This is a genomic window from Amycolatopsis sp. BJA-103 (assembly GCF_002849735.1).
GTDB lineage: Bacteria > Actinomycetota > Actinomycetes > Mycobacteriales > Pseudonocardiaceae > Amycolatopsis.
This window is the reverse complement of sequence record NZ_CP017780.1, coordinates 6,049,037-6,067,841: the sequence shown is the minus strand read 5'-3', so window position 1 is coordinate 6,067,841 and position 18,805 is coordinate 6,049,037. Positions and strand designations below refer to the sequence as shown.

The following is an 18,805-nucleotide window of genomic DNA, read 5'->3' as shown; positions in this document are numbered from 1 at the left end:
GCTCATGGCCGCACAACTCCGAGAACTCCGGTCGCGCATCAAGGCGACCAAGTCCATCGGCAAGATCACCAAGGCGATGGAGCTCATCGCCACCGCGCGCATCACCAAGGCGCGGGCGAAGGTCGCGGCGTCGCGCCCCTACGCGGACGAGATCACGAACGTGCTCTCCGCGTTGGCCAGCGCCTCGTCCAACCTCGACCACCCGTTGCTGGTCGAGCGCCCCAACGCGAAGCGCGCGGCGGTCCTCGTGATCACCAGCGACAAGGGCCAGTGCGGTGGATACAACTCCAACGTGCTGAAGGCGACCGAGGAGCTCCTGACGCTGCTGCGCCAGCAGGGCAAGGAGCCGGTGCTGTACGTGACCGGCAACAAGGGCCTGAGCTACTACCGGTTCCGCGGCCGCGAGGTGACCGAAGGCTGGACGGGGTTCTCCGACCAGCCCGGTTACGTCAACGCCTCGACAGCCGGAGAGCTCATCGTCGAGTCGTTCCTGAACGGCGCCGACGACGAGGCGGGCAACGCCGACGGCATCCTGGGTGTCGACGAGATCCACGTCGTCTACACCGAGTTCGTCTCGATGCTCACCCAGCGTCCGACCGCCAAGCGCGTCGCGCCGCTCGAGGTCGAGTACACCGAGGGTGACGAAGAGAAGCCCGACAGCCTGCTCCCGAGCTACGAGTTCGAGCCCAGCGCCGAGAAGCTGCTCTCCGCTTTGCTGCCGAAGTACATCAACACGCGGATCTTCGCGGCGATGCTCGAGTCGGCCGCGTCCGAACTCGCCGCTCGCCGTACCGCGATGAAGGCGGCGTCGGACAACGCGAACGATCTGGTGAACACGCTGACGCGGGAGGCGAACCAGGCCCGCCAGGCGCAGATCACCCAGGAGATCTCCGAAATCGTCGGTGGCGCGAACGCGCTGACCGCAGCAGGAAGTGATGACTGATGACCAGTACTGAAACCCCGCGTGCCAAGGGGCGCATCGTCTCGGTGACCGGCCCGGTCGTCGACGTCGAGTTCCCGCGCGGTGCCGTTCCCGACCAGTTCAACGCGCTCAAGGTCGAAATCGAGTTCGAGCAGCTGCGCAAGACGGTGACCCTCGAGGTCGCCAGCCACCTCGGTGACAACCTCGTCCGCACCATCTCGCTCCAGCCGCAGGACGGCCTGGTGCGTGGCGCCGAGGTCACCAACACCGGTGGCCCCATCACCGTCCCGGTGGGCGACAAGGTCAAGGGCCACGTCTACAACGCGCTCGGCGAGTGCCTCGACGAGCCCGGCTACGGCGACGACCTCGAGCGCTGGGGCATCCACCGCAACCCGCCTTCCTTCGACCAGCTCGAAGGCAAGACGAAGATGCTGGAGACCGGCCTCAAGGTCGTCGACCTGCTGACCCCGTACGTCGAGGGTGGCAAGATCGGCCTGTTCGGCGGTGCCGGCGTCGGCAAGACGGTGCTCATCAAGGAGATGATCACCCGTGTCGCCCGGAACTTCGGTGGTACCTCGGTGTTCGCCGGTGTCGGCGAGCGCACCCGTGAGGGCAACGACCTCTTCCTGGAGATGTCCGAGGACGGCGTCATCAACGACACCGCCCTCGTCTTCGGTCAGATGGACGAGCCGCCGGGCACCCGTATGCGGGTCGCGCTGTCCGCGCTGACCATGGCGGAGTACTTCCGCGATGTGCAGAACCAGGACGTGCTGCTCTTCATCGACAACATCTTCCGGTTCACCCAGGCCGGTTCCGAGGTGTCGACCCTGCTGGGCCGTATGCCTTCGGCCGTGGGTTACCAGCCGACGCTGGCGGACGAGATGGGTCAGCTCCAGGAGCGGATCACCTCGACCCGTGGTCGTTCGATCACCTCGATGCAGGCGATCTACGTCCCCGCGGACGACTACACCGACCCGGCCCCGGCCACGACGTTCGCCCACCTGGACGCCACCACGGAGCTTTCGCGTGGCGTGTTCCAGAAGGGCATCTTCCCGGCGGTGGACCCGCTGGCGTCGACGTCGACCATTCTCGACCCGGCCATCGTCGGTGAGGACCACTACCGCGTGGCCTCCGAGGTCATCCGGATCCTGCAGAAGTACAAGGAACTGCAGGACATCATCGCGATCCTCGGTATGGACGAGCTGTCGGAAGAAGACAAGCTGACCGTTCAGCGCGCGCGCCGCATCGAGCGGTTCCTGTCGCAGAACATGCTGGTCGCCGAGGCGTTCACGCAGATCCCGGGCTCGACCGTGCCGCTGTCGGAGACCATCGAGTCCTTCGACCGCATCACCAAGGGCGACTTCGACCACTACCCGGAGCAGGCGTTCCTGGGTATCGGTGGCCTCGAAGACCTCGAGAAGAAGTACAAGGAAATCACCAAAAAGTGATGTTCCGATGAGCGGCGGGATCAGTGTCTACTGTGGACGCTGGTCCCGCCGTTCGCATAGATGGAACCTTGACTATTACACTCGGTGGCAGCACCTGAGGTGAAGGGAAGCTACGTGGCTGAGATTTCTGTCGAGCTGGTAGCCGTCGAGCGCCGTCTCTGGTCCGGTACCGCCACGTTCGTGGTGGCCCAGACCACCGAGGGCGAGATCGGCATCATGGCCGGTCACGAGCCGGTTCTCGGCCAGCTCGTCGAGGGCGGCGTCGTGAAGGTGACGACCACGGACGGCGAGACCGTGACCGCCGCGGTGCACGGCGGCTTCCTGTCGGTCACCGCGACCGGCGTGAGCATCCTCGCCGAGAGCGCGGAACTTTCGCACGAGATCGACGTCGACGCGGCCAAGAAGGCGTTGAGCGGCGAAGACGAGCAAGAGCGGGCTAGGGCAACCGCCCAGCTCCGCGCGGCCGGTCAGTCGGTCTGACCGGGAATCGGGCAGGGGCCGGGCCGTGGAAATCGCCGTGGGTGTTCTCGGGGCCCTGACCATCCTGGCCGTTTTCGCGGCCTGGTATTCGTTGCGATGGGTCCGGATGCGCCGCGGTGGTGGCGTGAGCGTCGCGCTGCGGTGGCGTCCGGACGAGGCGCGGTCCAGCTGGCATCTCGGGCTGGGCCGCTACGAGGGTGACGAGTTCGTCTGGTTCCGGGTGTGGAGCCTGCGGACCGGCCCGGACCGGGTGTTCCAACGGGCGAGTATGGAGATCGCGGACCGTCGCGATCCCTCCGGTACGGAGGCGTACGCCGTCCCCGAAGGTTCGATCGTCCTGCGCTGTGAGTCGGCCACGCAGGAGGCGATCGAGATCGCGATGGGCCCCGGCGCCCTCACCGGCTTCCTCTCCTGGCTGGAGTCCGCTCCTCCGGGCAGGCGCCTCCCGCGCGCTTCCTGAATCGGTTCCGGAAACGCCGTATGCTCGCGGCGTGACCATCGTCGACATCCCCGGTTCGAAGTCGATCACCGCCCGAGGCCTGTTCCTCGCGGCCGCCGCCCACGGTGAGACCGTGCTGAGCAGGCCACTGAGTTCGGATGACTCCGAGGGCTTCGCCGAGGGCCTCCTCAAGCTCGGCTATCAGGTATCCCGCACCTCCGGCGAGTGGACCATCGAGGGCAGGCCAGAGGGTCCCGCCGTCGACAGCGCGGACGTCTTCTGCCGCGACGGCGCCACCACCGCGCGCTTCCTCCCCGCCCTGGCCGCCGCCGGCCACGGGACCTTCCGCTTCGACGCCTCCGAGCAGATGCGCGCCCGGCCGCTGGGGCCGCTCACCGACGCGCTGCTGGAACTGGGCGTCGACCTCACCTTCGAAGGCGAGCCGGGGCATCACCCGCTGGTGGTGCGGGCCGCCGGGATCAAAGGCGGGGACCTGACACTGGACGCGGGGCTGTCTTCGCAGTTCCTGACCGCGCTGCTGCTGGTCGGGCCGCTGGCCACCGAAGGACTGCGGATCACCGTGACCGACCTCGTTTCGGTGCCCTACGTCGAGATCACCATCGCGATGATGCGGCGCTTCGGCGTCGAGGTCGTCCGGGACGGCGACACGTTCGTCGTGCCGCCCACGCCGTACCAAGCGTGCCGCTATGAGATCGAACCCGACGCTTCGACGTCGAGCTACTTCTTCGCGGCGGCGGCCTTGACCGGGCAGTCGGTGACCGTGCCGGGCCTTGGCGAAGGCGCTCTGCAAGGGGATCTGGCCTTCGTCGAGGTCCTGCGGCAGATGGGCGCGGACGTCGAGGTCGGCCCGGACGCCGTCACCGTGACCGGAACGGGCGGGCTGCGCGGCGTCACGGTGAACATGCGCGACATCTCCGACACGGTGCCGACGCTCGCGGCCATCGCGCCGTTCGCGGACGGGCCGGTGCGGATCGAGGACGTCTACAACACGCGGATCAAGGAATGCGACCGGCTCGCGGCGTGCGAGGAGAACCTGCGCGCGATGGGCGTCCCGGTGGAGACCGGGCGGGACTGGATCGAGATCCAGCCTGCCACGCCTTCGGGGGCGCTCATGCGGTGCCGGCGGGATCACCGGATCGCGATGGCGTTCAGTGTCACCGGGCTGCGGACGCCGGGGATCACGCTGGACGATCCGGGGTGCGTGAAGAAGACCTTTCCCGGGTTCCACGACGCTCTCGCTTCGCTCCGCGCCTCCTGGGGGCTGTGAGCTTTCCACCGCAATTAGTCCTCTAGTCGCGGTGGGAGTGGGGAAGCGAAGCGAACATGAGATCTTCACCGACCGGCATTTCTACCGGGCTGTGAACGTGATCCCCGTCTATTCTCGGCGTATGACTCAGAGCGAGGACACGAACCGCTGGAGCCACCTTCCCGAGTCCGTGTCCCTGGAGGACACGATCACGATGAAGGCGATCGACCCGGGCAAGGACGGCACGCCCGACGTCGACCTCGAGCGCTATTGGGCGACACGGGAACAAGGCTGACCGGAGCTGAAGGACGCTTTCCCCGCGTCAGACGTGGGGAAAGCGTCCTTCACGGTGTCTGACGTGGGGAAAGCGTCCTTCAGCTCGCGCCGCCGGGCTGCCACAGGATGTCGCCGTCCGGATTGGCCAGTCGCGACAGGATGAACAGCAGATCCGAAAGCCGGTTCAGGTACTTGATCGCCAGCTGATTGGTGGTGTCCTGCTCGGCCTCGAACAGCGCCCAGCCCGAGCGCTCGGCCCGCCGCGCGACGGTGCGCGCCTGGTGCAGGAACGCCGCCCCCGGGGTACCACCCGGCAGGATGAACGACGTCAGCTTCGGCACGCGCTCGTTGAACTCGTCGCACCAGCCTTCCAGCCGTTCGATGTACCGCTCGGTGATGCGCAGCGGCTCGTACGGCGGGTTCTCCACGATCGGCGCGCACAGATCCGCGCCGACGTCGAAGAGATCGTTCTGGATCCCACGCAGGACATCGGCGATTTCCCCGGAGAGACCGCCCATCGCGAGCGCGAGCCCGATGACGGAGTTGGCTTCGTCGACGTCGGCGTACGCGGCCAGCCGCGGCGACGTCTTCGGCACGCGGGAGCCGTCGCCGAGTGCCGTGGTGCCGTTGTCGCCGACCTTCGTGTAAACGCGGTTGATGCGAACGACCATGAAGCCGACTCTACCGGCCCGGCGTAAGGCAAATCCGGGCGAGAGGGCATGATTGGCGCCCATGAGCGAGCACTTCGACGTGCACGGCGGAGCACGGCTGGTCGGCGAGGTCGACGTGGTCGGAGCGAAGAACAGCGTCCTGAAACTGATGGCCGCGGCCCTGTTGGCCGAGGGCACGACGACCATCACGAACTGCCCCCAGATCCTGGACGTCCCGCTGATGGGCGACGTCCTGCGCAGTGTCGGCTGCGACGTCGTCATCGACGGCGACACCGCCAAGATCACCACTCCCGCCGAACTGTCCCACCGAGCCGATTCGGCCGCGATGGGCAAGCTGCGCGCGTCGGTCTGCGTGCTGGGCCCGCTGGTCGGACGGCTCAAGCAGGCCGTCGTGGCGCTGCCGGGTGGTGACGCCATCGGCTCCCGGCCGCTGGACATGCACCAGAACGGCCTGCGCAAGCTGGGCGCCACCAGCACCATCGAGCACGGCTGCGTCGTGGCGAAGGCCGACGGCCTGCGCGGCGCGCAGATCTGGCTGGACTTCCCGAGCGTCGGCGCCACCGAGAACATCCTGATGGCCGCCGTGCTCGCCGAGGGCACCACGGTCATCGACAACGCCGCGCGCGAGCCCGAGATCGTCGACATCTGCACGATGCTGACCGAGATGGGCGCGAAGGTCGAAGGCGCGGGCACCTCGACCCTCACCGTCGAGGGCGTCGAGAAGCTCAACCCCACCGAGCACCGCGTGATCGGCGACCGGATCGTCGGCGCGACCTGGGCGTTCGCCGCCGCGATGACCCGGGGCGACCTGACCGTCCGCGGCGTCAACCCGCACTACCTCGACCTGGTCCTCGACAAGCTCCGCCTGGCGGGCGCCGAGGTCGAGACGTTCGACGGCGAAGGTTTCCGCATCGTCCAGAACGAGCGCCCGAAGGCGGTCGACTGGGTGACGCTGCCGTACCCCGGCTTCGCGACCGACCTGCAGCCGTTCGCGGTGGCGCTGTCGGCGGTGTCCGAAGGCACCTCGATGATCACGGAGAACATCTACGAGGCCCGCTTCCGGTTCATCGAAGAGATGATGCGGCTCTCCGGCGACGCGCGCACCGACGGGCACCACGCCGTCGTCCGCGGCGTGGAGAGGCTCTCCAGCGCGCCGGTGTGGGCGGCGGACATCCGCGCCGGGGCCGGGCTGGTGCTGGCAGGGCTGTGCGCGGACGGCGTCACCGAGGTCTGGGACGTCTTCCACATCGACCGCGGCTACCCGCATTTCGTGGAGAACCTGAACCGGCTCGGTGCCCGCATCGAGCGGGTCTCGGGCGAACCCGAGCGGGCCTAGCAGCAATCCGGTCCGTGAAGGCCTCCTTGCCTACGCTGAAGGTAGCGGAGGAGGCCTTCACGGACTCTGCGACCGCCGTCATCCCGTGCCGAAGTACATGAAGGCCCCCTTCCTTGCGCTAGACGCAAGGAAGGGGGCCTTCATGTACTTCAAGTAAGGGTGGGCTGTGACGACCACCCGAGCGGGCCTAGCCTTCCAACACGAGCGCGGCGCCGAAACCGACCAGAGCGGTTCCGGTGACGCCGTCGAGCACGCGGCGGACCTTGCGTCGTTCCATCCAGGCCCGCACGCGGTGTACGAAGAACAGCAGCAGAAGCTGGGCGAAGGTCCCGGCCGCCGCGATCGTGTAGGCCAGCAGCAGGGCGTCACCGGTGCCGGTGACGCCCGGGGTCAGGAATTGCGGCAGCACCGACAGGTACAGCACGAGGACCTTCGGATTGGTGACGTTGGAGAGGAAGCCTTCGCGCCAGCGCCGGAATCCGCCTCGCCGGGCGGCCGCGGTTTCGGCGAGCCGCCCGTAGTCGCCGCGGAAGGCGCCGATCAGCGCCCGGATCCCGAGGTAGCAGAGGTAAGCCGCACCGGCCCACTTCACGGCCTCGAACACCGGACGCGAGTTCATGATGACGGCGCCGAGCCCGAGCGCGGCCGCCGTCGCCTGCGCGAGGTTCGCGACGCCGATGCCGAAGCAGGCCCAGCCGCCACCGCGGATCCCGCCGGAGAGCGCGTTCTTCAGCACCACCATGTTGTCCGGGCCGGGGACGAGGGCCAGCGCCAGCATCATCAGCGCGAAACCGCCGTAGACGCCCCAGGTCATGACTCGAACGCCAAAGCCGCGCCGAAACCGACCAGCGCGGTGCCGGTGACGCCGTCGAGCGCGCGGCGGACCTTGCGCCGCTCCAGCCAGGTCCGCACGCGGTGCACGAAGAACAGCAGCATCAACAGCCAGATCGCGCCCAGCACGGCCACGGTGTAGGCGAGCAGCAGCGCGTCCCACGCGGAGGTCTTCACCGGGTCGAGGAACTGCGGGAGCACCGACAGGTACAGCACGAGGACCTTCGGGTTGGTGATGTTGGAGAGGAAGCCTTCACGGAAGCGGCGGAACCCGCTCGACCGTTGCTGCTTCACCGACGCGAGGCCGGAGTAGTCACCCCGCCACGCGCCGCGCAGCGCCTGGAAACCGAGGAAGACCAGGTAGGCGGCGCCGACCCACTTGAGCGTCACGAACACCGGCTGTGACTGCGCGATGACGACGCCGAGGCCGAGCGCGGCGGCGGTGCCCTGGACGGAGTTGGCCACGAAGATCCCGGCCGTCGCCAGTAATCCGCCACGGTTGCCGCCGGACAGCGAGTTCTTGAGCATCACCATCGTGTCCGGCCCCGGTGCGAGGACGATCAAGACGACGATGAGCAGATATCTGCTGTAAGAACTCCAGGTCACGCTTGCCCACGCTAGACGCCGGGCACGGGCGCGTCTCGCGGATTTCGGTCACAGTCACAATTCCGGCAAAGCCCTGTTCAGCGGGATGAAGTGGGCTTATCGTCCGCTCATGTATCTGGGGGATACGGGGCTGTTGCCCGGTGAAAGCCTGCTTTGGGAAGGCGTGCCGAAGAGCGTTCCGGCCGTCGAGAAGAGTGACCTGTTCATCGTGCCTGGGCTGCTGTTCGTCGGCTTCTGGGTCTACATGACGTCACAGACCAATTCTTCGCCGCTGTTCGTCTACGTGGCGCCGACGGTGATCGTGCTGCTCTGGATCGGCCAGATGATCACCCGGTACTTCAAGACGCGGTCGAGTTCGTTCGTGGTGACCGATCGGCGTGTCGTGGTCCGGCGAAAGGGAGCCGATGTCACGTCGTGCTACCTGAGCGACCTGGGGCCGCCGCAGCTGGCGGAGCACGCGAACGGAACCGGCACCATCACCTTCGGCGGCGGTGGTCTGCTGGCCGGCTTCCTGGGAGGCAAGAAATCCCAGGAAGCCGAGTCGTCGCTTCCGGAGCTGGTCGGGATCGACGACGCGCGCCGCGTCCGCGACCTGATCGCCACGGCCCAGCATCAGGCGAGGTAGCGCGATGGAACGCATCGACGCCGATCTGCTACCGGGCGAGCGCCTGCTGTGGTCCGGCAAGCCGCAGCGGATCCCGTTGCTGGTCAAGAACGACTTGATCTTGCTTCCCGCTTTCGTGGTCATCAGTTGCGTAGTTTTTGGTGGTTTGCGCGACGGGTTCCCACCCTTCCTCTGGGGCTTGCTCCTGCTGATCGCCGGTCTCTGGCTCGGCAGGCCGGTCCTCCGGTACACCGCGTCGCGGACGGCTTCGTACGGGATCACCGATCGGCGCGTCATGGTCTGGACGAAGGGGAAACAAGCGGTGGCCCACTACCTGACGGACCTCGGCCCGCCGTACGTCCGCGAGAACCCGGACGGCTCCGGGACGGTCTGCTTCAACCTCGCCCCCGCGGACTTCGTCCAGACGACCGGAAGGGGATGGATGGACCAGTCCTGGTCCGACGTGGGCCTGAATCCGAAGTACCCGGAACTGCTGAACATCGAGCATCCGGCGGTGGTCCGCGACCTGATCGACTCCGTCCAGCGGGAAGCCCGCTAGGTCCGTTCGGCCCGAAGGCAACCGACGAACGGACACTGTCGCCCGCCTCGCGGACGGGTAGTGTGCGGTGCCATGCATGAGGGGCAGATCGACCTCCTTCCGGGCGAACGGGTCATCTGGGCCGGGACTCCGGTGCGCAGGCCCCTCTTCAATCCCGGCGACTACTTCAACGTCCCCTTCGGTCTGCTCTGGCTGGGCGCCGTCACCTTGTTCTTCTTCTACAACCACGAAACGGCCTTCCACACGGTCGCGTGGATCGTGCTCACCGTCGCGGGCGTGTTCCATCTCGCCGGCAGGCCGTTGATCCGCTATCTCAGGCTCGCCTCGACCACCTACGCGGTGACGGACGGCCGGGTCATCGCGACCAGTTCCCTGTTCCGCCGCAAGGAGGAGTCCGCGGAGCTGGCCGGACTGGCGGATCCCGTCGTCACCCCGGGCCCCGGCAAGACCGGGACGATCACCTTCGGCAGGCTCGGTGTGCTGGCGTGGGCGTCGGCGAACTTCGGCGCGGGTTCCGGGAAGGACCGCAAGCCGCCGGTCATCCTTGTGGGTGTCAGCGAGGTGGCGAAAGTGCGGGAAAAGCTCGCGAAAGCCGTTGACGAGGCACGACAGCGCCAGCAGTCGGCCGTCGGAGAATGACCCGACTGTGTCCGATTCAACTGCGCGGCAGATGTTACCGGCCGGTACACTCAAGCGGTCGTCCAGTGCCGGAGGTGCACCGTGCCCTATCCCACGGATCGTGAGCGGGACCGCCCCTGGGTGATGCGGACCTACGCGGGCCACTCGTCCGCGGCCGCGTCCAACGAGCTGTACCGCCGCAACCTCGCCAAGGGCCAGACCGGTCTCTCCGTCGCGTTCGATCTGCCGACGCAGACCGGCTACGACCCGGATCACCAGCTGTCCAAGGGCGAGGTCGGCAAGGTCGGTGTCCCGGTTTCGCACCTCGGTGACATGCGGCGCCTCTTCGACGGCATCCCGCTCGCCGAGGCCAACACGTCGATGACGATCAACGCGCCCGCCATGTGGCTGCTGGCGCTCTACGTCTCCGTGGCGCGCGAGCAGGCCGAAGCCGAGGGGCGCGACGTCGACGAGGTGCTCGCCAAGCTCACCGGCACCACGCAGAACGACATCATCAAGGAATACCTCTCCCGCGGCACCTACATCTTCCCGCCGGGCCCGAGCCTCCGCCTGATCACCGACATGATCGCGTGGACCGTGCACCACGTGCCGAAGTGGAACCCGATCAACATCTGCAGTTACCACCTGCAGGAAGCGGGCGCGACGCCGACGCAAGAGGTCGCGTACGCGTTGTGCACCGCCATCGCCGTCCTCGACGCCGTCCGGGATTCCGGGCAGGTCGAGCAGGCCGACATGGCCAAGGTGGTCGCGCGGATCTCGTTCTTCGTCAACGCCGGGGTGCGGTTCGTCGAAGAGATGTCGAAGATGCGCGCGTTCACCGCGCTCTGGGACGAGATCACCCGGGATCGTTACGGCGTAACGGATCCGAAGGCGCGGCGGCTGCGCTACGGCGTGCAGGTCAACTCGCTGGGCCTCACCGAGGCGCAGCCGGAGAACAACGTCCAGCGCATCGTGCTGGAGATGCTCGCGGTCTCGCTTTCCCGCGGCGCCAGGGCCCGCGCGATCCAGTTGCCCGCGTGGAACGAGGCGCTCGGCCTGCCCCGGCCGTGGGATCAGCAGTGGGCGCTGCGGATGCAGCAGGTGCTCGCGTTCGAGACCGACCTGCTGGAGTACGAGGACATCTTCGACGGCTCGCACGTCATCCAGGCCAAGGTCGACGAGATCATGGCCGGCGCACGCGAGGAGATCGCGCGGGTGCAGGATGTCGGCGGCGCTGTCGCGGCCGTCGAAAGCGGATACATGAAGTCCCAGCTCGTCGCTTCGCTCGCCGAGTTGCGGCGTGGCATGGAAGACGGCGAGCGGATCCTGGTCGGTGTCAACAAGTTCGAGACCACCGAGCCCTCACCGCTGCAAGCCGAAGGTGCCAAGGCGATCGAGACGATCGACCCGGCCGTCGAGAAGCAGGCCGTCTCCGCGATCGAGGAATGGCGGGCGCACCGCGACAACGCGGCCGCCGAGTCTTCGCTGGAGAAGCTGAAGGCCATCGCGAAGACCTCGGAGAACCTGTTCGAGGCCACGATCGACTGCGCCCGCGCCGGCGTCACCACCGGCGAATGGTCGGGGGCGCTGCGCGAGGTGTTCGGCGAATACCGTGCTCCCACCGGGGTTTCCGCGTCGGCGGCCGCGGGCGAGGGCAACGCGGAGATCCGCCGCGTGCGCGACAGGGTCAAGACGACGAGCACCGAGATCGGCGAGAGGCTGCGGATCCTGGTCGGCAAACCCGGGCTCGACGGGCACTCCAACGGCGCCGAGCAGGTGGCCGTGCGGGCGCGCGACGTCGGTTTCGAGGTGGTGTACCAGGGCATCCGGCTCACCCCGGAACAGATCGTCGCGGCGGCGGTCCAGGAGGGCGTGCACGTGGTCGGGCTTTCGGTGCTCTCGGGTTCGCATCTCGAGGTCGTGCCGCAGGTCGTGGACGGATTGCAGGCCGCGGGCGCGGGCGACATCCCGGTCATCGTCGGCGGCATCATCCCGCCCGACGACGAGAAACTCCTGCTGGAACGCGGGATCGCGAGGGTGTTCACGCCGAAGGACTACGAACTCACCGACATCATGGACGGAATTGTCGGATTGGTGCGGGAGCGCCACGGCCTGAGCACGTAAAGTCACCGTAAATCTCGGTACCGTAACGGCGGCTGGCGAGGGAGTCACTCACATTGCCCGGGCAAAGGTGCCCACCTACGTTTCGATTGAACCGATTAATCGAAAAGGGGTGCGGCTATGGCGCACGGCGAGTGGTCGAGGCGAGAATTCTTCCGGCGGTCGGCTGTTCTGGGGGCGGTGACGATCGGCGGTCCGGTGCTGTTGTCCGCGTGCACGTCGACCTCGTCCGGAGACGCGTTGGAGGCGGCGAAAAGCGCCAAGAAGATCAAGATCGGTATCGCGAACGAAGCACCCTACGGTTTCACGGATCAGACTGGCAAGGTCACCGGAGAAGCGCCCGAAGTCGCGCGCGCCGTATTCAAGGCCATGGGCATCGACAATGTCGAGGCCAGCGCCGTGTCGTTCGACCAGCTGATTCCCGCGCTCAACGCCAGGCAGTACGACATCGTCGCGGCCGGGATGAACATCAAGAAGGAACGGTGTGACGCCGCCGCCTTCTCGATCCCCGACTACTCGGCGCTGACCGCTTTGCTGGTGCCGAAGGGAAATCCGCAGCAGATCCTGAAGTTCGAGGACATCGCCGCGAAGAAGGTCAAGGTCGCCGTGCTCTCGGCGGCCGTCGAGAAGGGCTACGCCACGGATTCCGGAGTGGCCGAAGACCAGATCGTCACCCTGGATTCGCAGGACAACATGCTCCGCGCGGTCACCGACGGCCGGGTCTACTGTGCCGCGCTCACCGACATCTCCCTCAAGGACGTCCTGGCGAAGAACGCGGGCGCGGCCGCCGAAGTCACGCCCGGCTTCGATCCGATCAAGAACGGGCAGCCGGTCGTCTCCGCGGGCGCGTTCGTCTTCCGCAAGGACGACAACCCGCTGCGTGAGGCTTTCAATGCCGAACTCAAGAAACTGCACGACAGCGGTGAGTGGACCAAGATCGTGACGCCGTTCGGGTTCTCGGCGGACAACCTGCCGAAGACCGGTGTCACCACCGAGAAACTCTGCGCGGTGTAACGGGGCTGACGTCATGTCGTCGTCGGTTTCGCACATCATCACGTCCGTCCTCAGTGGACTGACCGCGACCGTCACCGCCGCGCTCGGCGGGATCGCGGTCACCGTCGTGCTCGCGTTGATCGCCGGGCTCGCGCTGCGATCGCCGTCCCGGGTCGTGCGGGGGATTTCCCGGGTCTACGTGGAGATCTTCCGCGGCACCTCGGAGGTCGTCCAGCTGTTCTGGCTGTACTTCGTGCTGCCGGTGCTGGTGGGTTTCCAGCTGGTCCCGATGTTCGCCGGAATCCTGGTGCTCGGGCTGAATCACGGCGCGTACGGCGCCGAGATCGTCCGCGGCGCGGTGAATTCCGTCCCGCGGGCGCAGTTCGAAGGCGCCCTCGCGCTCAATCTGACACCCGCCCAGCGGATGCGGCGGGTGATCCTGCCGCAGGCGTTCGCGGAAATGCTGCCGCCGTTCAACAACCTGTTCATCCAATTGCTGAAGAGCACCGCCCTGCTCTCGTTCATCGCCGTTCCGGAGATGGCGCGGCAAGGTGAACTGCTCCGGCCGGTGTTCGGCGCCGAGATCGGCTGGATCTACGGGACCGAACTCGTGCTCTATCTCCTGCTCGCGCTGCTGATCACGAGCGGGATGCGGACGCTGGAACGGATCGCGGCGCGGCGGCTCGGCAGGGCGCCCGCCAAGATGGCGGCCACGGCGGGGGGTGTGTGATGGACTGGAGCTGGGAAGCCGCGTTCGATTCGATTCCCCTGTTGCTGGAGGGACTTCTCGTCACCGTCGAGATCACCCTGCTCGCCTCGGTGGTCGGCTACGCGCTCGGCCTGGTGTTCGCGCTGATCCGCCGGACGGGGATTCCCGTGCTGTCCCAGGCGGTCCGGCTGTTCATCGAGTTCGTCCGCAGTACCCCGTTGCTGATCCAGGTGTTCGCGATCTACTACCTGGTGCCCCCGCTGACGGGGTTCACGATGTCGGCCTTCCTCACCGGGGTGGTGGCGCTCGGGGTGCATTACGCGACCTACGCCGCCGAGGTGTACCGCGCCGGGATCGAAGCCGTCCCGAAAGGACAGTGGGAGGCCGCGACCGCGTTGAACCTGCCGAGGTCGCGGGTGTGGACGGCGGTCGTCCTGCCGCAAGCGGTTCCCCGGGTGCTGCCCGCGCTCGGCAACTACACGATCTCGATGTTCAAGGAGACCCCGCTGCTCCTGGGAATCGGTGTCCTCGACGTGCTCAACCGGGCGAAGGAGGTCGGCGCCGAAACGTTCCGCGTCATCGAGCCGTACACCCTGGCCGGGGTGCTGTTCCTGCTGGTGAGCCTGCCGGCTTCGATTCTGGTGAGAAGGTTGGAGCGCCGTGCCGCCCACAGTTGATTCCCCGATGATCCGGTTCTCGCAGGTGGTCAAGTCCTATGGCGACCACGTCGTGCTGCGGGACCTCGATTTCACCGTCGCGCCGGGGGAATTCGTTTCGCTGATCGGGCCGAGCGGGTCCGGGAAGACGACGATCCTGCGGCTGCTGATGACCCTGGAGCGGGTCGACGGCGGCACCATCGAGGTCTGCGGTGACCACTTGAGTCACATGGAGCGCGGCGGGAAACTGGTGCCCGCGGACGAGAAGTACCTGCGGACCGTCCGCAAGCGGATCGGCATGGTGTTCCAGCAGTTCAACCTGTTCCCGAACATGAACGTGCTGCGCAACATCACCGAGGCGCCGATCCACTCGCTCGGCGTCCCCCGCGAGGAGGCCGAGGCGCGAGCCGTCGACCTGCTGGACATGGTCGGGCTTTCGGACAAGCAGAACGCGCATCCGACGCGGCTCTCCGGCGGCCAGCAGCAGCGCGTCGCGATCGCACGGGCGCTCGCGATGCGGCCGGACGTGCTGCTGCTGGACGAGGTCACCTCGGCACTCGACCCGGAACTGGTCGCGGACGTCCTGCGCGTGCTGCGCGAGATCGCCGCGTCCACGGACATCACGATCCTTTGTGTCACGCACGAAATGCAGTTCGCGCAGGACGTTTCGGATCGGGTGATGATGTTCGACCAGGGGCAGGTGCTGGAGGACGCCGCGCCGGACAAGCTGTTCAGCGAGCCGGAGCACGACCGGACGCGGCGGTTCCTCAAGGCCGTGATCGACCGCGCGTGAGGCGTCGGCACCACGTGCTCGTGAGTGGCGTTTCGAGTTCGGGCCAGGGGCCTTAGGTACCTGCTGGTTGTGACTGGAGTTGGTCGCAGGTCCGTGAAGGCCTCCTTACCTACTCTGAAGGTAGTGAAGGAGGCCTTCACGGACCTGCCGCAGTCGCAGTGACGGCGGCGGTGCGTGAAGGGCCCCTGCCCTCGGCTCAGCCGAGGAAACTCGACCTCCACACCCGCAGGGGCGAGCCAGAGCGGCGGTGGCGTAGTGGGTCGAGTCGTCGTGAGGGACGCGCCAGCCAGTCCGGGTGTCGCGAAAGCCACTTTCGCGACGTCTGATGTCCCGAAAGTGGCTTTCGCGACACGGCCACTGGGCAGCACGAACTCGCGAACACTCGCACGCAGAATCCAGTAGGTACCTAGGGTGCCCTTGGCTAGAACACGAATCGCCATTCACGACCACCGCGGCCCCACTCTCAAAGGCTGCCGAGGATTTCCTTCGTCGAGGTGACCGTGGCGAACCCGCCGCCGTGCAGGTTCGTCGCGGTCGCCCGGTAGAGCTCGTCGGCGGTGAGGACGCTCCCGTCCGGCCCGGCGAGGTCGAAGGTGAACGTGGCGTCGAGCGCGAAGGTCACGTCGTAGCCGAGGTTGCCGCCGACGCGAGCGGTGGTCTCGCAGCAGAAGTTCGTCTGGATACCGGCGAGCACGAACGACGTGATGCCGCGCGTCTTCAGCCAGCCGTCGAGGTCGATGTCGCCGTGGAAGGCCGAGTTGACCTTCTTGCCGAACACCAGGTCCGCGCGCACCCCGTCGAGTTCGGGCTTGAAGTGGTTGCCCTCCTGGCCGGGCTGGAGCGACGAGCCGGGCCGCACGGAGTCGTGGTGCACCAGCACGATCGGCAGCCCGCGCTCCTGGTAGGCGTCGACGAGCGCCTTGATGTTGGCCTCCGCGCCGGGGTTGTTGCGCGGGCCCCAGACGGGCTTGTCGAAGCCGCGCTGGACGTCGATCACGAGCAGGGCCTTGGTGTTCTCAGTGGTCATGGCTTCGAGTTTCGTGCGTTCCACGGCCGGACGGGAGTGGCAGAAGAAGCGCGATGCGGTACTTTTCTGCCATGCGAACCGTGGGTGTGCTCCTCCTGCCGGGCAGCCGGGCCTTCGATCTCGGCGTGATCGGCGAGGTCTGGGGCGTGGACCGGACCGACAGCGGCATCGGCCCCTTCGAGGTCCGGATCTGCGCGCCGGGCCGTGACCGGGTCGCCATCCACCCGTTCGGCCAGGTCGAGGCGACACATGGGCTGAGCGGGCTGGCGGGCTGCGATCTCGTCCTCGTGCCCGGCAGGGTCGATCCGCACGCCGAGGTGCCCGCGGCCGCCGTCGCGGCGCTGCGCAAGGCGCACCGGGCCGGGATCACCGTGGCGTCGCTGTGCTCCGGGGCCTTCACCCTGGCCGCGGCCGGTTTGCTGGACGGCCGGTCGGTCACCACGCACTGGCGGCTGCTGGACGACCTCGAAAACGTCGCTCGCGACGCCGTCGTCCAGCGAGACGTCCTGTTCACCGACGAGGGTGCCGTGCTGACGTCCGCCGGGGTGGTCGGCGGGCTGGACCTCTGCCTGCACCTGGTGCGCCGTGATCACGGCGCCGAGGTCGCGGCCGCCCTCGCCCGGCGGCTCGTGATGCCGCCCGCGCGCGAAGGCGGCCAGCGGCAATATGTCGACAACCCGCTGCCGCCGAAGCCGTCGCGGCCGAGCGTTTCGTCCACAATGGACTGGGCGTTGGCGCGGATCGCCGAGGACATCGGCGTCGACGACCTCGTGGGCCACGCCGGGCTGAGCGAGCGGACCTTCCACCGCGAGTTCGCGGCGGCCACCGGCGTGACGCCCGGACGCTGGCTGCGCGCGCAGCGGGTCCGGCTCGCACGCCGTCTGCTGGAGACGACCGAGCTCCCCGTCGAGCGCGTCGCGCAGCGCTCCGGCCTCGGCACCGCCGCCAACCTGCGGCGACGGCTGCGGGCCGACGTCGGCGTCGGGCCCGATTCGTATCGCCGGACGTTCCGGTCGGTTACCGTCGAAGCATGGCCGAGTACGAGCACATCCTCGTGAAACGGGACGGGGACACCGTCACCGTCACCATGAACCGCGCCGCGCGGCGGAACTCGCTGTCGGCGGACCACCTCGAGGAACTGCTCGCGGCGTTCCGCGAGGTGGGGGAGACCGACGCCACCGGGATCGTCCTGGCCGGCGCCGGACCGGTGTTCTCGGCGGGACACGACTTCGACGACGTCGACTCGCGAGACCTGACGGGTGTCCGTGAGCTGCTGCGGGTGTGCACGGACCTGATGGGCACGATGCAGTCGGTGCCGCAGGTCGTCGTCGCGCGGGTGCACGGGCTCGCGACCGCGGCGGGCTGCCAGCTGGTGGCCACCTGCGACCTCGCCGTCGCCGCCGAATCCGCCGGGTTCGCCCTGCCCGGCGGCAAGGGCGGATGGTTCTGTCACACCCCCGCGGTGCCGGTGGCCCGGTCGATCGGGCGGAAACGCCTGATGGAACTGGCGCTCACCGGCGACGTCGTCGACGCGGCGACCGCGCTGGACTGGGGCCTGGTGAACCGCGTGGTCCCGGACGACTCGCTGGACGAAGCCGTCGCCTCGCTCCTGGCGCGCGCGACGCGGGGGAGCCGGGCGAGCAAGGCGTTGGGGAAGCAGACCCTCTACGCGCAGCTGGACCGGCCCGAGGCCGACGCCTACGCGCTGGCGCTGGAGGTCATGGCCTCGGCGTCGCAGCTGCCCGGGGCGCGGGAGGGAATGGCGGCCTTCCTGGAGAAGCGATCCCCGGTTTGGCCTGACTGAGCGCTGCTATGAAAGGTCCGTTACTGGCAAATTTTGCCAGTAACGGGCCTTTCATGGCGCCCGGGGGCGGGAGTCAGCCGCGTTCGTGCATGAGCAGCAGCGTGTAGGCGGCCAGCGTCTGCGCGTCGGTGATGTCGCCCGTGACGATCATCTTCTCGAACTCGTCGAGCTCGAACCACGCCGTCCGCATGTCCTGCTCCTCGACCTCGCGCTGGGCTTCACCCTGCGTGAGGTCCGTGGCCAGGAACACGCGCCCGCGCTGGCTCGAGATGCCGGGGGCGACGTCGGTCCGGCCGAGGTCGGTCATCGACCCCGCGATCAGCCCGGTCTCCTCGCGCAGTTCGCGGGCGGCGAGTTCGAGCGGCGGGACGTCGGCCCGGTTGGGCGCGGTGCCCATCGGGAACTCCCAGCGCCGCTGCCCGAGCGGATAACGGAACTGTTCGACCAGGTGGAACCAGGCGCCGTCGAAGGGGATGATCACGGCGCAGGTGGGTTTGTCGACGACGGCGTAGATCCCCTCGGAACCATCGAGCCGCCGGACGGCGTCCTCGCGCACGGTCATCCAGTCGTTCCGGTACACCTCACGCGAACTGACACGCTGAACGGGGTCCATGCGCACAGTATCGCCATGCTTGTCCTACCCTC

The 18,805-nt window shown here is 67.7% G+C and carries 22 protein-coding genes; 17 read left to right on the top strand and 5 right to left on the bottom strand.

The annotated features are described in order from the left end of the window. Window positions 1-4: 4 nt before the first annotated feature. From BKN51_RS26655 to BKN51_RS44485, 6 genes are all read left to right on the top strand, one after another. A complete protein-coding gene (locus BKN51_RS26655; protein WP_101610245.1) occupies window positions 5-943 on the top strand; it encodes a F0F1 ATP synthase subunit gamma in 939 nt (312 codons plus the stop codon). Further along, window positions 943-2,370 carry a F0F1 ATP synthase subunit beta gene (gene atpD / locus BKN51_RS26650; RefSeq protein WP_101610244.1) on the top strand — a complete coding sequence of 476 codons (1,428 nt, stop codon included), beginning with the start codon at window positions 943-945 and terminating at the stop codon, window positions 2,368-2,370. Before BKN51_RS26655 ends, atpD begins: the two co-directional genes overlap by 1 nt. 114 nt (window positions 2,371-2,484) lie before the next feature. Next, window positions 2,485-2,850: a F0F1 ATP synthase subunit epsilon gene (locus BKN51_RS26645; protein ID WP_007028324.1), complete on the top strand. Its 366-nt coding sequence runs from the start codon at window positions 2,485-2,487 to the stop codon at window positions 2,848-2,850. A 25-nt stretch (window positions 2,851-2,875) separates the two neighbouring features. Next, the gene (locus BKN51_RS26640; RefSeq protein WP_101610243.1) at window positions 2,876-3,310 is read left to right on the top strand and encodes a DUF2550 domain-containing protein; all 435 of its coding nucleotides are present in this window, start codon (window positions 2,876-2,878) and stop codon (window positions 3,308-3,310) included. Window positions 3,311-3,341: 31 nt separating this feature from the next. Then, a complete protein-coding gene (aroA, locus tag BKN51_RS26635) occupies window positions 3,342-4,577 on the top strand; it encodes a 3-phosphoshikimate 1-carboxyvinyltransferase (RefSeq protein ID WP_101610242.1) in 1,236 nt (411 codons plus the stop codon). 121 nt (window positions 4,578-4,698) lie between these two features. Beyond that, entirely contained in the window at window positions 4,699-4,851 is a 153-nt protein-coding gene (locus BKN51_RS44485) for a hypothetical protein (RefSeq protein WP_233222982.1), read from the top strand. A gap of 79 nt (window positions 4,852-4,930) precedes the next feature. Here BKN51_RS44485 and BKN51_RS26625 read toward each other — a convergent pair whose 3' ends face one another. Next, window positions 4,931-5,503 (bottom strand): cob(I)yrinic acid a,c-diamide adenosyltransferase, encoded by a 573-nt coding sequence (locus BKN51_RS26625; protein WP_101610240.1) that lies wholly within the window; start codon window positions 5,501-5,503, stop codon window positions 4,931-4,933. A gap of 61 nt (window positions 5,504-5,564) precedes the next feature. Here BKN51_RS26625 and murA point away from each other — a divergent pair, with 61 nt between their 5' ends. Then, a complete protein-coding gene (murA, locus tag BKN51_RS26620) occupies window positions 5,565-6,839 on the top strand; it encodes a UDP-N-acetylglucosamine 1-carboxyvinyltransferase (protein ID WP_101610239.1) in 1,275 nt (424 codons plus the stop codon). Between the two features lie 187 nt (window positions 6,840-7,026). On the opposite strand, the gene BKN51_RS26615 is transcribed toward murA, so the two are convergent. Together BKN51_RS26615 and BKN51_RS26610 are read right to left on the bottom strand one after the other, a co-directional pair. Continuing rightward, entirely contained in the window at window positions 7,027-7,653 is a 627-nt protein-coding gene (locus BKN51_RS26615) for a LysE family translocator (protein WP_101610238.1), read from the bottom strand. Then, entirely contained in the window at window positions 7,650-8,276 is a 627-nt protein-coding gene (locus BKN51_RS26610; RefSeq protein ID WP_101610237.1) for a LysE family translocator, read from the bottom strand. Before BKN51_RS26610 ends, BKN51_RS26615 begins: the two co-directional genes overlap by 4 nt. A 109-nt stretch (window positions 8,277-8,385) precedes the next feature. Between BKN51_RS26610 and BKN51_RS26605 the strand changes: the two genes are divergently transcribed. From BKN51_RS26605 to ehuA, 8 genes are all read left to right on the top strand, one after another. Then, window positions 8,386-8,901 carry a hypothetical protein gene (locus BKN51_RS26605; protein ID WP_101610236.1) on the top strand — a complete coding sequence of 172 codons (516 nt, stop codon included), beginning with the start codon at window positions 8,386-8,388 and terminating at the stop codon, window positions 8,899-8,901. A gap of 4 nt (window positions 8,902-8,905) precedes the next feature. Beyond that, window positions 8,906-9,439 (top strand): hypothetical protein, encoded by a 534-nt coding sequence (locus tag BKN51_RS26600; protein WP_101610235.1) that lies wholly within the window; start codon window positions 8,906-8,908, stop codon window positions 9,437-9,439. A 72-nt stretch (window positions 9,440-9,511) separates the two neighbouring features. After that, window positions 9,512-10,078: a hypothetical protein gene (locus BKN51_RS26595; RefSeq protein ID WP_101610234.1), complete on the top strand. Its 567-nt coding sequence runs from the start codon at window positions 9,512-9,514 to the stop codon at window positions 10,076-10,078. Window positions 10,079-10,159: 81 nt separating this feature from the next. Then, window positions 10,160-12,181, top strand: coding sequence for a protein meaA (locus tag BKN51_RS26590; RefSeq protein WP_101610233.1), 2,022 nt, complete (start codon window positions 10,160-10,162; stop codon window positions 12,179-12,181). 117 nt (window positions 12,182-12,298) lie between these two features. Next, window positions 12,299-13,192, top strand: coding sequence for an ectoine/hydroxyectoine ABC transporter substrate-binding protein EhuB (gene ehuB, locus BKN51_RS26585; RefSeq protein ID WP_101610232.1), 894 nt, complete (start codon window positions 12,299-12,301; stop codon window positions 13,190-13,192). A 13-nt stretch (window positions 13,193-13,205) separates the two neighbouring features. Next, window positions 13,206-13,901, top strand: a complete 696-nt coding sequence (ehuC, locus tag BKN51_RS26580; RefSeq protein WP_101610231.1) for an ectoine/hydroxyectoine ABC transporter permease subunit EhuC — start codon at window positions 13,206-13,208, stop codon at window positions 13,899-13,901. Continuing rightward, window positions 13,901-14,557 (top strand): ectoine/hydroxyectoine ABC transporter permease subunit EhuD, encoded by a 657-nt coding sequence (gene ehuD / locus BKN51_RS26575; RefSeq protein ID WP_101610230.1) that lies wholly within the window; start codon window positions 13,901-13,903, stop codon window positions 14,555-14,557. Before ehuC ends, ehuD begins: the two co-directional genes overlap by 1 nt. Before the next feature lie 7 nt (window positions 14,558-14,564). Continuing rightward, on the top strand, window positions 14,565-15,329 hold the full coding sequence (gene ehuA / locus BKN51_RS26570) for an ectoine/hydroxyectoine ABC transporter ATP-binding protein EhuA (protein ID WP_101610229.1): 765 nt from the start codon (window positions 14,565-14,567) through the stop codon (window positions 15,327-15,329). A gap of 463 nt (window positions 15,330-15,792) precedes the next feature. Here the strand turns inward: ehuA and BKN51_RS26565 are convergent, their stop codons facing one another. Continuing rightward, entirely contained in the window at window positions 15,793-16,356 is a 564-nt protein-coding gene (locus BKN51_RS26565) for a cysteine hydrolase family protein (protein ID WP_101610228.1), read from the bottom strand. Window positions 16,357-16,427: 71 nt separating this feature from the next. On the opposite strand from BKN51_RS26565, the gene BKN51_RS26560 reads away from it, so the two are divergent. Together BKN51_RS26560 and BKN51_RS26555 are read left to right on the top strand one after the other, a co-directional pair. After that, window positions 16,428-17,414, top strand: a complete 987-nt coding sequence (locus tag BKN51_RS26560; protein ID WP_101610227.1) for a GlxA family transcriptional regulator — start codon at window positions 16,428-16,430, stop codon at window positions 17,412-17,414. Further along, entirely contained in the window at window positions 17,387-18,160 is a 774-nt protein-coding gene (locus tag BKN51_RS26555) for an enoyl-CoA hydratase-related protein (protein ID WP_101610226.1), read from the top strand. The genes BKN51_RS26560 and BKN51_RS26555 overlap by 28 nt, the downstream gene beginning before the upstream one ends. Before the next feature lie 73 nt (window positions 18,161-18,233). Here the strand turns inward: BKN51_RS26555 and BKN51_RS26550 are convergent, their stop codons facing one another. Continuing rightward, a complete protein-coding gene (locus BKN51_RS26550) occupies window positions 18,234-18,773 on the bottom strand; it encodes an NUDIX domain-containing protein (protein ID WP_101610225.1) in 540 nt (179 codons plus the stop codon). Between the last annotated feature and the right edge of the window lie 32 nt (window positions 18,774-18,805).

Excerpts from the sequence above, each read along its gene's own strand:
- BKN51_RS26655 (WP_101610245.1), top strand. The coding sequence starts at position 5 with ATGGCCGCACAACTCCGAGAACTCCGGTCGCGCATCAAGGCGACCAAG.
- atpD (WP_101610244.1), top strand. The coding sequence starts at position 943 with ATGACCAGTACTGAAACCCCGCGTGCCAAGGGGCGCATCGTCTCGGTG.
- BKN51_RS44485 (WP_233222982.1), top strand. The coding sequence starts at position 4,699 with ATGACTCAGAGCGAGGACACGAACCGCTGGAGCCACCTTCCCGAGTCC.
- BKN51_RS26625 (WP_101610240.1), bottom strand. The coding sequence starts at position 5,503 with ATGGTCGTTCGCATCAACCGCGTTTACACGAAGGTCGGCGACAACGGC.
- murA (WP_101610239.1), top strand. The coding sequence starts at position 5,565 with ATGAGCGAGCACTTCGACGTGCACGGCGGAGCACGGCTGGTCGGCGAG.
- BKN51_RS26615 (WP_101610238.1), bottom strand. The coding sequence starts at position 7,653 with ATGACCTGGGGCGTCTACGGCGGTTTCGCGCTGATGATGCTGGCGCTG.
- BKN51_RS26605 (WP_101610236.1), top strand. The coding sequence starts at position 8,386 with ATGTATCTGGGGGATACGGGGCTGTTGCCCGGTGAAAGCCTGCTTTGG.
- BKN51_RS26600 (WP_101610235.1), top strand. The coding sequence starts at position 8,906 with ATGGAACGCATCGACGCCGATCTGCTACCGGGCGAGCGCCTGCTGTGG.
- BKN51_RS26595 (WP_101610234.1), top strand. The coding sequence starts at position 9,512 with ATGCATGAGGGGCAGATCGACCTCCTTCCGGGCGAACGGGTCATCTGG.
- ehuB (WP_101610232.1), top strand. The coding sequence starts at position 12,299 with ATGGCGCACGGCGAGTGGTCGAGGCGAGAATTCTTCCGGCGGTCGGCT.
- ehuC (WP_101610231.1), top strand. The coding sequence starts at position 13,206 with ATGTCGTCGTCGGTTTCGCACATCATCACGTCCGTCCTCAGTGGACTG.
- ehuD (WP_101610230.1), top strand. The coding sequence starts at position 13,901 with ATGGACTGGAGCTGGGAAGCCGCGTTCGATTCGATTCCCCTGTTGCTG.
- ehuA (WP_101610229.1), top strand. The coding sequence starts at position 14,565 with ATGATCCGGTTCTCGCAGGTGGTCAAGTCCTATGGCGACCACGTCGTG.
- BKN51_RS26565 (WP_101610228.1), bottom strand. The coding sequence starts at position 16,356 with ATGACCACTGAGAACACCAAGGCCCTGCTCGTGATCGACGTCCAGCGC.
- BKN51_RS26560 (WP_101610227.1), top strand. The coding sequence starts at position 16,428 with ATGCGAACCGTGGGTGTGCTCCTCCTGCCGGGCAGCCGGGCCTTCGAT.
- BKN51_RS26555 (WP_101610226.1), top strand. The coding sequence starts at position 17,387 with ATGGCCGAGTACGAGCACATCCTCGTGAAACGGGACGGGGACACCGTC.
- BKN51_RS26550 (WP_101610225.1), bottom strand. The coding sequence starts at position 18,773 with ATGGACCCCGTTCAGCGTGTCAGTTCGCGTGAGGTGTACCGGAACGAC.